Annotated in this window: 9 protein-coding genes; 2 read left to right on the top strand and 7 right to left on the bottom strand. The window is 64.9% G+C overall.

From position 1 onward, the window contains the following. The coding region (gene ricT / locus IC234_RS17505) for a PSP1 domain-containing protein (protein ID WP_317173402.1) at positions 1 to 1,420 on the bottom strand (1,420 nt) is incomplete at its 3' end. Positions 1,421 to 1,796: 376 nt separating this feature from the next. On the opposite strand from ricT, the gene IC234_RS17500 reads away from it, so the two are divergent. Continuing rightward, positions 1,797 to 2,609, top strand: coding sequence for a M57 family metalloprotease (locus IC234_RS17500; RefSeq protein ID WP_190927101.1), 813 nt, complete (start codon positions 1,797 to 1,799; stop codon positions 2,607 to 2,609). Positions 2,610 to 2,784: 175 nt separating this feature from the next. After that, positions 2,785 to 3,594 carry a M57 family metalloprotease gene (locus IC234_RS17495; protein WP_190927099.1) on the top strand — a complete coding sequence of 270 codons (810 nt, stop codon included), beginning with the start codon at positions 2,785 to 2,787 and terminating at the stop codon, positions 3,592 to 3,594. A gap of 90 nt (positions 3,595 to 3,684) precedes the next feature. Here the strand turns inward: IC234_RS17495 and IC234_RS17490 are convergent, their stop codons facing one another. From IC234_RS17490 to IC234_RS17465, 6 genes are all read right to left on the bottom strand, one after another. Then, complete coding sequence (locus IC234_RS17490; protein ID WP_190927097.1) at positions 3,685 to 6,363, bottom strand: S8 family serine peptidase; 2,679 nt, start codon at positions 6,361 to 6,363, stop codon at positions 3,685 to 3,687. A 375-nt stretch (positions 6,364 to 6,738) separates the two neighbouring features. Continuing rightward, positions 6,739 to 7,974 (bottom strand): NHL repeat-containing protein, encoded by a 1,236-nt coding sequence (locus tag IC234_RS17485; protein WP_190927094.1) that lies wholly within the window; start codon positions 7,972 to 7,974, stop codon positions 6,739 to 6,741. 167 nt (positions 7,975 to 8,141) lie between these two features. Further along, positions 8,142 to 9,308: a zinc-dependent alcohol dehydrogenase gene (locus tag IC234_RS17480; protein ID WP_190927093.1), complete on the bottom strand. Its 1,167-nt coding sequence runs from the start codon at positions 9,306 to 9,308 to the stop codon at positions 8,142 to 8,144. A gap of 110 nt (positions 9,309 to 9,418) precedes the next feature. Then, on the bottom strand, positions 9,419 to 10,303 hold the full coding sequence (locus tag IC234_RS17475) for a hypothetical protein (protein ID WP_190927091.1): 885 nt from the start codon (positions 10,301 to 10,303) through the stop codon (positions 9,419 to 9,421). A gap of 52 nt (positions 10,304 to 10,355) precedes the next feature. Further along, complete coding sequence (locus IC234_RS17470) at positions 10,356 to 11,138, bottom strand: UDP-2,3-diacylglucosamine diphosphatase (protein WP_190927089.1); 783 nt, start codon at positions 11,136 to 11,138, stop codon at positions 10,356 to 10,358. Then, positions 11,135 to 11,797, bottom strand: a complete 663-nt coding sequence (locus tag IC234_RS17465) for a LutC/YkgG family protein (protein WP_190927086.1) — start codon at positions 11,795 to 11,797, stop codon at positions 11,135 to 11,137. The genes IC234_RS17470 and IC234_RS17465 overlap by 4 nt, the downstream gene beginning before the upstream one ends. Between the last annotated feature and the right edge of the window lie 51 nt (positions 11,798 to 11,848).

The raw sequence follows: 11,848 nt of genomic DNA, 5'->3' as shown, positions 1-11,848 counted from the left end.
AGAAGTGTATAAGAGACAGGCCCAGGGCCGGTGTGGGGTTGTCGGCGTCGCCGGGGCCGGGGCTGGTCATTTGCTCGGGCGGGCGGGGGCCACCGGGGGCGGCACCGGCCGGGCGGCGCCCGTCGCGGGGCGCGCGGCCTTCGCGGGGCTCACGCGGCGGACGTGCCTCACGGCCTTCGCGGGGCTCGGCGCCGGGTTCGCGGCCGGCGCGGGGCTCCTTGGGTTCGCGGGGCTCGCGTGCGGGGCGGGCTTCGGCGCCTTCGTTTTGGGCGGCGCCTTCGCGGGCTTCAGGCTTGCCTTTTTTGCGCTTCGAACGCTTGCTGCTCGACTTGATTTTGTCGTCGAGGCGGTCGAGGGAGCCTTCTACGATGGCCGACACTTCGGGCTCGGGAGCTTCTTCGCGGGGCGGCAGCAGGCTTTCGATGATTTCGCCGCGCTTGTTCAGGTCCAGCAGCTCGCGCACGCGGGCCGTGTCCAGCATCACCCAGTTGTTGTCGCCCTTGAAGGCAAACCACATGCGGCGGCGGAAGATGTCGGTTTTCTGCAGGTAGGCCTCGCCCTTGCTGGTTTTCAGCGGGCGCTGCACCTGCGGAATGTCTTTAAGGGCGTCGAGGTAGGCGTCGAGCTCGTAGTTGAGGCAGCACTTGAGGCGGCCGCACTGGCCGGCCAGCTTCTGCGGGTTCAGGCTCAGGTTTTGGTAGCGGGCGGCCGTGGTGCTCACGGTTTTAAAGTCCTGCAGCCAGGTAGAGCAGCACAGCTCGCGGCCGCACACGCCGATGCCGCCGATGCGGCCGGCTTCCTGGCGCAGGGAAATCTGGCGCATCTCGACGCGCACGCGAAACTCATCGGCCAGGCGGCGGATGAGCTCGCGGAAGTCGACCCGGTCTTCGGCCGAGTAGTAGAACAGGGCGCGGGTGCGGTCGGCCTGGTATTCCACGTCGCTCAGCTTCATGCGGAGGCGCAGCTCGCCCACCACGGCGCGGGCCCGAAACATGGTGCCGTTTTCGAGGTCGCGCACGGCTTCCCAACGCTCCACGTCGTCGGGGGTGGCGATGCGCAGCACGTTGCGGATTTCCTTGGAGTCGGTCGGGATTTTCTTTTTGCGCATCTGCAGGCGCACCAGCTCGCCCTTCAGGCTCACGTGGCCCAGGTGCCAGCCGGAGCCGGCCGCCTCCACCACCACGGCGTCGCCTGTGACGAGCGGCAGGCGCAGCTCGTTGCGCATAAACTCTTTGCGGCCGCCCTTGAAGCGGATTTCCACGATATCAAAGCCCGCAAACGAATCGGGCATTTCCACGTCCTGGAGCCAGTCGAATACATTGAGGCGGGTGCAGCCGCCGGAGCTGCAGCCCCCTTTGGAGCCGCAGCCGCCGACTTTGGTGCCGCAGCCACCGCCGGAAGAACATGAAGTACAAGCCACTGGTCAGAAAATATATAGTTGAGCGGAAACGGGTTTTCCGCGAGAATTCGGTTCCTAGCAAAGATACGTATTTCGGCAAGGGCACCCCGAAAGTGCAGGGCCGGCAAGGGAAAACGGCCTTGCCACTACTAAAAATGCACTTGGACTTTGCAGGATTCAATTCTATCTTGCTTTTAGCACTTTACACATAAACGTGTAAGATTTTGGCAACTCAACCAGCGTGGTAAAATCATAAAGTGAGGATTCGGTGAATAGAAGCGGTTTTTTGCAATTATTCCATTTTTTAGAATTGAATCCCATTGACATTTACAATTATTCTGCTCTTATTTGGCCCATCCTTCAACCATTTTTCACAACTACCAACCCCGTTTACCCTATGAAACTACAAAACGTACTTTCCGCCGCTGCCATTTGCGTCGCCTCGACGTTGGCACTTTCCTCCTGCTCGAAAGAAAAAGAGCAGGCCGCTGCCACCCCCGCCGCCGTTTCGCAGGAGACGCTGAGCCAAATAAAAGCCTTGGGCTTCGGCACCCAAGACGTGCGCGCCGTTGAGGGCGGCTACGTGGTGGAGGGCGACATGCTGCTGACGCCGGAGTTGCTGGCCAGCGCCCCCGGCTACTCTACCCTGCGCGTGGGCGACGAAGAGCAATACCGCACCACCAACCTGGTGACCGGCCTGCCCCGCGTGCTGACCGTGAGCATCAGCAGCTCGTTCAACTCTTACTATGTGCAGGCCATCGACGAGGCCATCCGCCGCTACAACGCCGCCAACCTGCGGGTGCAGTTTCGCCGCGTGAGCTCGGGTGCCCAGATGCCGGTGAAATACTCGTCGAACCTCGGCACGGGTGTGCTGGGCCAGTCGGGCGGCTTCCCCAGCGGCGGCAACCCCGCCCCCGGCTTCACCCTGGTGCCCAACGTCATCAATAGCTCGAACGTGAATTACATCGCCACTATCATGGCGCACGAGATGGGCCACTGCATCGGCATGCGCCACACCGACTACTACAACCGCGCCTACAGCTGCGGTGGTAGCGCCTCTAACGAGGGTGCCAGCACGGTGGGCGCCATCCTGATTCCGGGCACGCCCTCCGCGGCCGAGCCCAACTCCTGGATGCTGGCCTGCGTGGGCAACGGCGTCAACCGCCCCTTCACCGCCAACGACCTCACCGCCCTCAACTACATCTACTAGCCCCCGGCCGGTAGCTTGTATCCAACCCATTTAATGCAAGAGCCTCGACTCTTATGAGTCGGGGCTCTTGCATTAAAAGCCATCCTATTGTCAGGTAATAAATAGCAGATTATCAAACAATTGTTGTTTATTGCTTTTGTCTTTCCACCATCCCACCACCATTTCCAACCAACGTATGAATACCAAAAACTTATTTGCTGCCGGCCTTTGCCTTGCCTCGATGCTGGCCTTTTCCTCCTGCTCGAAGGAAAAAGAGTCTACTCCCAAAGCCGAAGCTCTCTCTGCTGAGGTGCTTGGCCAAATCAAAGCCCTGGGCTTTAGTGCCGACGATGTGCGCGCCGTCGACAACGGCTACGTGGTAGAAGGCGACATGCTGCTGACGCCAGAGTTGCTGGCCAGCGCCCCCGGCTACGGCACGTTGCGCGTAGGCGACGAGGAGCAATACCGCACCACCAACCTGGTGAATGCCACCGGGGGCCGCACCCTGACCGTGAGTCTGGACAGCGGGTTCCCCGCGGCGTATGGACCGGCCATCGACGAGGCCATTGCCCGCTACAATGCCGCTAACCTGCAGCTGCATTTCACCCGCGTTTCGAGCGGCGGCGATTTGCCGGTGAAGTACTCGGCCGACCTGGGCCCGGGCGTGCTGGGCCAGTCGGGCGGCTTCCCCAGCGGCGGCAACCCCGCCCCCGGCTTCACGCTGGTGCCCAACGTCATCAACAGCACAAACACCAATTACATCGCCACCATCATGGCGCATGAAATGGGCCACTGCATCGGCATGCGCCACACCGACTACTACAACCGCCAGTATAGCTGCGGCGGGCGCAAGTCCAACGAAGGCGCCAGCACGGTGGGGGCCATCCTGATTCCGGGCACGCCTTCCGCGGCCGAGCCCAACTCCTGGATGCTGGCCTGCGTGGGCAACGGCGTCAACCGCCCCTTCACCGCCAACGACCTCACCGCCCTCAACTACATCTACTAGCCCCTCGGCCGGTAGCTTGTGCAAAAAGCCCCGACTCAGCAATGAGTCGGGGCTTTTCGTTGTTAGCCCGCTGAGGCGCATGCGGTGGACTTATTGAATAACAACCCGCAGGGTTTGCTTGGGCACGTCGTCCTGCTGCACCTGTAGCAGGTAGAGCCCGGGCTTCAGCCCCTCGGTTTCGATTACGTTAATCTGGCCAGCGGCCGTGGCCGTGCGTTGGAAACGGCCCAGCATGTCGTAGAGGCGAATGACCACAGGCGTTGCGCTGTTGGCCACCACCGTGAGCGGGGCGCCGGCCGGCACGGGGTTGGGATAAGCCTGCAGTTGGCCGGAGCCCAGCAGGTAGGCTTCTTCGGTGCCGCTGTAAAATTGCCGGCCGGCTACGTTGTCGAGGCGCACGCGGTAGAGGTAGCGCCCGGCAGCAGGCGGCCGGTCGATGAAGGAGAAACGGGCAGCGGTGAGCGGGGCGATGGTTTGCACGGCCTCAAAGCCAGCCGAGCCCATACGCTCCAGCGTGGCCGAGCGCAGCCGGAACACCGTGCCCAGCTCCACATCGAAACGAATGGACTCGTCGACCAACTGCCGGGGCAGAAACGAACGGAAATAGCACGCCGTGCCTTGGGTAGCAAAGTCGATGGTAGAACCGGGCTGCACGATGACGCCGCGCAACAGCGGCGCCACGGCATAGTAGCGCGTTTGCGCCATCTGGGCCTGGTTGAACACCAGCGCGGTATCGGCGCTCGGCTGCGCCAGGGGCACGAGCGTGGTGGCGCCCAGCCGGTATACCTGGTAGCCGGTGGCCCCGGGCACGCGGCGCCATTGCAGCAAGGTTTCCTCGGGGCAGGTGTAGCCCACTTGCACCGCCGGGGCCTGCACAATGGCAAACGTATCGGAAGTAAAATTCTGGCTGCCAACCACGAAGCGCAGTTGCGCCAGCGCGGTGGTATCGGGCACGGTCCAGGCGTAGCGGTTGGGCGCGAGCGGCACGGCGGCGCTTACGGCCCGCCACTGCGCGCGGCCCACCGGGCGGTATTCGAGGCGGCCGGTGGCGGTGGCCGGGCCGTTCCAGTACCAGAGCAGGGGGGTAGCCGCGCCCGGCCGCACATTGACGGCGCGTTGCGGGCTGCGCCATTCCAGCGCCGTCGGGCTGGTTTCGTACGCCAGGCTGAAGGCCTGCGGGCCCTGCGGCACGGCAAAGCCCCGCACGTGCAGCTCGTAGGTGCCGGCCGTGGGCACGGCGAGGGTGATTTGCTCGACGTTGTTGAGGTGGTCGGGGCGGCGGCGGGCGGGCAGGGTCAGAGAGTCGAGGCGCGGCGTGCTGCTCAGGGCCCAGGGCTGCCACCGCTGGCCGGTCGAGGTCGAGACCAGCTCCAGGTCGAGGTCGTTCACCAACGCTTTGGCGGCGTTGGCAGCGGCTTCGGGGTCGTTCCAGACCAGGGTGGCTTTGAACTGCTGGCCGGCGGGCACCGACACGATGAACACCTGCTCGGCGCCCTGGGCCACGCTGCCACTGAAAAACTGGCCGCCGCGCATGGTGGTCAGCGCGCCCAGCGCATCGGCCTGCCCGTAGCCGCTCACGAAATCGACTTCGGGCCGGCCCAGGTCGTCGGCGCTGTTCAGGAGCACGGCTTTCACGAGGGCGGCCGGGGGCAGCGCGCCGCTGTGCTGGTCGCGGTAGGCCTGCTGCAGCAGCACGCCGATGCCCGACACCAGCGCCGCCGCCTCGGAGGAGCCGCCTTCGCCGTAGGCCACCAGTTCGGGCTTGAGGCGGCCGTCGTAGGCCGGGCCGCGCGAGCTAAGGCTGGCTACCTGCCCGCTGGGGTCGGTGGCGCCCACGGTGAGGGTGTTTTTCGACATTTTGAACTGGCCCGTGACGTTGGCCACGCCCGCTAGGCCGGTGTAGGGGCCGCTGGGGCTGGCGGCCGAGCCCACGTTGCCCGATGAAAACACGTGCAGCAGCGTGGGGTACTGCCGCACCTGCCGGTCGTATTCCAGCGACTCGATGCCGTAGTAGTTTTCGATGGCCACGCCGTAAGAATGGTTTTGCACCGACACGCCGGCCGCCGCCAGCTGGGCGCCGTCGTCGGGCAGCAGGCGCGCAAAGTCGGAGGTGGTCAGGCGCACCTGCCGGGCCACGCCGCGGCCCAATGGGCTGGAGTTGCCGGCACCGCCAATGAGCGTGGCCATGGCCGTGGCGTGGTCGGAAAAAGGGGCCGGAAACGCAGTCGGGTTAATGACCCGGCCAATAAAATCGATGTCGTTGGGGTCGAAGGGCAATTCTTTCACCGACACGGCCAGGCCCTGGCCGGCCAGCTGCGGAAAGCGCGCGTGCACAGCTGCAATGGCATTCACCGACAAGTCGGAGTTATTGAGCTGGCGCTCCTCGTGGGCCTGGCGGTCGGTTACGTCCACAAAATCGACCGGAGCGGCGGTAGCCAATTGGGAAACAGCCGCGGCGCTCAGGCCGCGCACTTCCAGGGTGCGGGGCGAGGCACCGGGCTGCGACACTTGCGCGGCGGGCAGGTGCTGCTGCACCCAGCGGCGGAAAGCGGCGGGGTCGGCCACGCGCACGCGCACGGCTTGCAGCCCCCGGGCCCCCAAGGCGGCCTGCAGGCCAGGGGCCAGCCGGGCTTGCGCGGCAGCACGCGGCGCCTGTGCCCGGAGCAACTGCGGCCCGGCCAGCAGCACGAGCAACAGCCACCCACGGCAGCGCCAAGATAAGGGAAGTGCCTTCCGGCCGGTGGTAAAATTGCTCGGGGTTTGCAGCATGGGCTTGGTAGAAAGGAGTTGCGGGGCTGGCCGTGGCCTTCTTTTCAAAGGTAAAGCCAAACCCAACAAGGCGCCGGGCGCCGAACCCGGGGGCATTGCCGCACCGCACCGGCCTTATTTGACCACCCGGATGCGGTTGTTGATATAATCGCCCACGTACACTGCCCGCTGGCGTCCACGGCCACGCCGGCGGGGCCGAATAATTTGGCGGTGGTGCCCGGGCCGTCAGCAAAGCCGGGTCCAGGATTGGCAAACCGAAGCCCGGGTTTCACAAACCTGGACTCCGGGTTTCGCAATCCTGGACCCGGGTCTACCAATCATAAGCTCCCATTCCCAAACGGCCCGGCCACGCCCGTCGGCGGCGCCCGCGGGCCGCTATTTGATGGCCCGAATGCGGTTGGTGGGCGGTTCGGCCACGTAGAGGGTGCCCGCCGCCGTGATGGCGATGCCGGTGGGGGTGTTAAACGAGGCATTCGTCCCCGTGCCGTCGGTGCTGCCGACGGTGCCGGAGCCGGCCAGCGTCGTCGTTACCCCCGCTGGGGTGACGCGGCGGATGCGGTGGTTGAGCTGGTCGGCCACATACACGGTGCCCCCCGCATCGACGGCCATCCCCGAAGGCGAATTGAAGCTGGCGGCCGCGCCCGTGCCGTCGGCAAACGTCGCCGCGCCCGAGCCCGCCAACGTGCTGACCACGCCGGCCGCGGTGATGCGGCGGATGCGGTGGTTGCCTTGGTCGGCCACGTACACCGTGCCGAGGGCATCGACGGCCACGCCCGCCGGGGCGTTAAAGCTGGCGGCCGCGCCCACGCCGTCGGCCGCGCCGGCCGTGCCCGAGCCGGCCAGCGTGGTCACCACGCCCGCCGGGGTGATTTTGCGGATGCGGTTATTGCCCTTATCGGCCACGTACAGGGCCCCGGTGAGGTCCACAGCGATGCCCGTCGGCAAGTTGAAGCCGGCAGCCGGTCCCGTGCCGTCGGCCGAGCCGGCCGTGGTCGAGCCGGCCAGCGTCGTGGTCACGCCCGCGGCCGTGACCTTGCGGATGCAATTATTGGCCTGGTCGGCCACGTACACGGTGCCGTTGGCGTCAACGGCCACGCCGGTGGGGGTGTTGAATTTAGCGGCCACGCCCGTGCCGTCGGCGTAGCCGGCCGTGACTGCACCGGCCAGCACCGTGCCCGGCCCGGAAACCGGAAACTGCACGAGGATGTGGTAGTTCACATCGGACGCGTACACGGTGCCGGTCTCGCCGACGGCCACTCCGGTGGGGCGCGGAAGCGTCGAGGAGTTGAACGTGCTCACCACGCCCCCGTTGGGCGGCGCCGTCGAGCCGTTGGCGTCGGGGATGCGGCCGTCGGTCAGGTTGCGCCAGGTCAGGCCCGCGTACACGTAAAGGCCCACGGAACCGTCGGTTTGGTACACGAGCAGGCCCTGGGCCGGATTGGCAATGGCCTGGCGTTGGGCCGCGCTCATGCGGGGCGGCAGCAGGCCCTGCGTGGTGGTGCGCATGTCGAGCACGGCGGAGGCATCGGGCGTGGTGGTGCCAATGCCCACGCTTTGGGCCCGGCTTGCAAGAGGGAAGGCCAGCAACAAGCCCCAGAGCAAGGTTTTCATAGGAAGTAACGTGACAAGTGAACCTATTTTCGGAATAAAGTTAAATATATAGTTTATTATATGCAATAAGCATTAAGTCTGCCTATCACTGAATAAAAACGCCCCGACCGGCAAGGTCGGGGCGTTTGCTGAGCCGTTAGGCCCGGGACTTTCAGTAACGCGGTTTACTACATCCCCGGCTTCAGCACCACTTTGGTGCAGTTGTCCTTTTTGTGACGAAAGATGTCATAGCCGTGGGGGGCTTGCGAAAGCGGCAGGCGGTGCGAAATGATGTCGTCGAGCCGCACGTCGCCATCCGACACGTGCTTCAGCAGCTTGTCGATATGCTTATGGGCGGGCGCCTGGCCGGCCTGGATGATGATGCCCTTGTCGAAAATCTGGTGGATGGGGAAGTTGTCGAAGGGCGAGGAATACACGCCCAGGATGGACACAAACCCACCCCGGCGCACGGCGCTGAAGCAGGCCAGCATCACCTTGTCGGAGCCTTTTTCGAGGTTGATGACGGCCTTGGCGCGGTCGCCGAGGCTGCGGTCGGGCTCAAAGCCCACGGCTTCCACCACCACATCGGCACCGTAGCCGCGGGTCTTGCTGCGGATTTCGTCCACCACCTGGTCGTGGCTTTCCCAGAGGATGCCTTCGGCGCGGGCGGCTTTGGCGGCCAGGTTGAGGCGGTACTGCTGGGTGTCCACAATCATGACGCGCGAGGCGCCGCGCAGCCAGGCCGACTTGGCGGCCATGATGCCCACCGGGCCGGCGCCGAAGATGGCCACCGTTTCGCCGCCCTTCACGTTGGCCCAGTCGATGCCGGAATAGCCCGTGGGGAAGATGTCGGTGAGGAAGAGCACCTGCTCGTCGGTCAGGTTGTCAGGCACTTTGCGGGGGCCGTAGTCGGCGTAGGGCACGCGGGCGTACTCGGCCTGGCCGCCGTCGTAGCCGCCGTACAAATCCGTGTAGCCAAACAAGGCGCCGCCTTTTTCGGTCATCAGGCCGCCTTCGGGGCCGTAGTGCTCGGGGTTGGAGTTTTCGCAGTGGCCGGGCAGGTCGTGGTCGCAAAACAGGCAGTGGCCGCAGGCAATGGGAAACGGCACCACCACCCGGTCGCCGCGCTTGAGGTTTTTGACGCCTTTGCCCACTTCCTCCACAATGCCCATGAACTCGTGGCCCAAGGTCATGGGCCGGGGCTGCGGAATGCTGCCGTTGTAGATGTGCAGGTCGGACCCGCAAATGGCCGTGCTGGTGACGCGGATGATGGCATCGCGTGAGTCCTGAATTTCGGGGTCGTCAACGTTGTCGACCCGCACGTCGCGGGCACCGTGAATGCGTAGAGCTTTCATGAAAAGGGAATTGGAAGTGGAAAGGAAGAACTCCTGTTCCTAACGGGCCTGTTTCGGCCGGGTTACCGATGCCCGCCCTCCCTTACCAACAAACTCGACCGTAGAGCCGGTCAGTTCAGCTGATACACTGCCACTCCCGCCGCCGTGAAAATATAGGCGTACGTTTCGCCCACCAGCACCTGGCGCACGGCCGCCGGGTCGAGGCCGGCGGGCAGGGCCACGCGCCGCTCGGCCAGGGTGTAGAGGTTGAAAAAATGCAGGGCTCCGGCGTCGAGGTAATACAGCTCATCGCCCCGAAAGCCTATCATGCTCAGCCCGGTGAAGGGCAGCTTCTTCTTGTAGCTCCCGAAATTATCGAACACGTAGATGCCCGTGCTGCGGTCCACGAGGTAGAGGTTGTTCTGGTACTGGCGCAGGAAGCGGAAGTCGGGCCGCGAGCGGCCAATCAGCAAATCGAGCGGGGTGTTTTGGAGCAAACGCTGGGTGTTGGGGTCGAACTGGCGCAGCACGAGGTTGCTTTCGTCGAGCAGCCAGATGCGGTTGTCGGGCGCCAGGGTGGCCGCCCGGATGGTGCCGTCCACGTAATCGGCCAGCCGCACTTCGGAAATAGGCGCCAGGAAACGGTCGAGCAAGACGAGTTGCTGCCGGTCGTCGTTGAAGACGAGGGTGGTGGTCACGTTCCAGGCCTCGACCTGGGCGGCGTGGCCGGGCTGGGCCGGGGCGTAGGTGGTCAGCGGCAGGCCTTCAGGCCCGAACTGGCGCAGGTTGTTGTCGGCATCGGCCACGTAGAGGGCGCCGCGCCGGTCGAGCGAAGCCGCACCGGGGTTGGGCAGCTTGATGTCGCGAAGGAGTTTCCACGGCGCGGCAGTGAGGGCGGCCCCGGCAGCCGACGGCGCGGGGGCCGGCTGCACCGGGGAGACCACCTGTTTGGAAGCCGGGGCCGTGGAAGCGGCGGAAGGAACGGTGACTTGGGCGCGGGCTGGGTTCAGCGCCAAAAGCCCAGAACCAAGTGCCAGGAGTTGAACGGCGCGCATGCGCCAAAGCGCGCTATTGCTCAAAATGCCGCAGGGCCAATGCATTACCGTCATACACGCCATAGCTGCAATAATTGACCCATTCGCCCAGGTTGATGTAGCGGCTGCCCGCGGCCACTTCCACATCGAGCGGCAGGTGCCGGTGCCCGAACACGTAGTAGTCGTGGTGAGAACGGGTTTCGACCTCGCGGCAGTATTGCAGCAGCCATTCTTCGTCGCCGAAATACTTGGTGTCGTCCTTGCCCGCCTGCATGCGGCTGCGGCGGCTCCAGCGGTTGGCCATGCCGATGCCGAAGTTGGGGTGCAGCCGCGCAAACAGCCACTGCGCCAACGAGGAAGTGAACACCCGCTTCAGGGCCTTGTAGCTGTAGTCCTTCGGCCCCAGTCCATCGCCGTGGCCAATGTGAAACAGTTGGTTGCCAATGCGCTGCGACACTTCCCGGCGCAGCACCGGAATGCCCATTTCCTGCGTGAAGTAGCCAAACATCCACATGTCGTGGTTGCCGGTGAAAATGGTGATGGGCAGGCCGGCATCGGTCAGCTCCGCCAGCTTGCCCTGCAGCCGAATGAAGCCGCGCGGCACGGCGTGCCGATACTCAAACCAGAAATCGAACAGGTCGCCCAGCAGGTAGATGGCGGCCGCGTCGCGGGCCGCGGCGTCGAGCCAGCGCACGATGCGCTTCTCCCGCTCCAGCGATGCCGCCGCATTGGGCGCGCCCAGGTGAAAGTCGGAAGCGAAGTAGACCTTTTTGCCGGGCGGCAGGGCCAGGTCGGGCAGGGTGAGAGCTTGCTTCATGCAGACAGAAGTTCAGCGTCGTCTTCGAGCAAAAACAAGGCAATGCGGCGCGGGCCGTGGGCGCCCAGCACCAAGGTTTTTTCAATGTCCGCCGTGCGGCTGGGGCCGGTGGTGAGCGACACCATGGAGGGCGGTTGCGCGCCGTAGCGCGTCTGCATCACTTGCAGCGCATCGCCGATTTCGGCCACCACCTGGCTGGGCCGGGCCAGCACCAGGTGCTGGTCGGGATAGATGCTCAGCCGCCGTCCGCTGCCGGTGGCGCCCGACACCAGCACGCTGCCGGTGCGGGCCACCAGGGCCTCGCAGGAAGTCAGGCTTAAATCAGCGTGTTCGATAAATTCGGTTTCATCGGCCCGAAAGGCTACGCCGGCCTTGTAGAGCAGGGCCTGCAGCTCGGGCTCCCACACAAACGGGATGCCCACCTGCTGCCGCTGCCGGAACCCCGCCAGCTGCACCGCCAGGTGCGGCAGCGACTCGCAGTAGTAGAATTCCCCTCCCACCCGCTGGAAGCTCTCCGCAAAAGCCACCACCGGGTCAGCGTTGCCCAGCGGCGGGTGCACGGGCGCGGCAAAATCGGGCCGCGGCGGTAACTGGGCCGGGCCGGCCGCCAGCCCCTGGCGAATGCGGGCCAGTACCGCGTTTCGGGAAGATTCGGACATAAAACAAAAGTACCGGAAGGTTTCACAAAAAAAGCCGGCCCGTGGCGGGGC

Origin of the sequence: Hymenobacter armeniacus (genome assembly GCF_014699055.1) — a bacterium.
Taxonomy (GTDB): Bacteria; Bacteroidota; Bacteroidia; order Cytophagales; family Hymenobacteraceae; genus Hymenobacter; species Hymenobacter armeniacus.
Note: the sequence above shows the minus strand (reverse complement) of the source record. Positions and strands in the feature narration are given on the sequence as shown.

What these genes read in the sequence shown, in the direction of transcription:
- IC234_RS17500 (WP_190927101.1), top strand. Translation starts at nt 1,797, where the DNA reads ATGAAACTACAAAACGTACTTTCCGCCGCTGCCATTTGCGTCGCCTCG.
- IC234_RS17495 (WP_190927099.1), top strand. Translation starts at nt 2,785, where the DNA reads ATGAATACCAAAAACTTATTTGCTGCCGGCCTTTGCCTTGCCTCGATG.
- IC234_RS17490 (WP_190927097.1), bottom strand. Translation starts at nt 6,363, where the DNA reads ATGCTGCAAACCCCGAGCAATTTTACCACCGGCCGGAAGGCACTTCCC.
- IC234_RS17485 (WP_190927094.1), bottom strand. Translation starts at nt 7,974, where the DNA reads ATGAAAACCTTGCTCTGGGGCTTGTTGCTGGCCTTCCCTCTTGCAAGC.
- IC234_RS17480 (WP_190927093.1), bottom strand. Translation starts at nt 9,308, where the DNA reads ATGAAAGCTCTACGCATTCACGGTGCCCGCGACGTGCGGGTCGACAAC.
- IC234_RS17470 (WP_190927089.1), bottom strand. Translation starts at nt 11,138, where the DNA reads ATGAAGCAAGCTCTCACCCTGCCCGACCTGGCCCTGCCGCCCGGCAAA.
- IC234_RS17465 (WP_190927086.1), bottom strand. Translation starts at nt 11,797, where the DNA reads ATGTCCGAATCTTCCCGAAACGCGGTACTGGCCCGCATTCGCCAGGGG.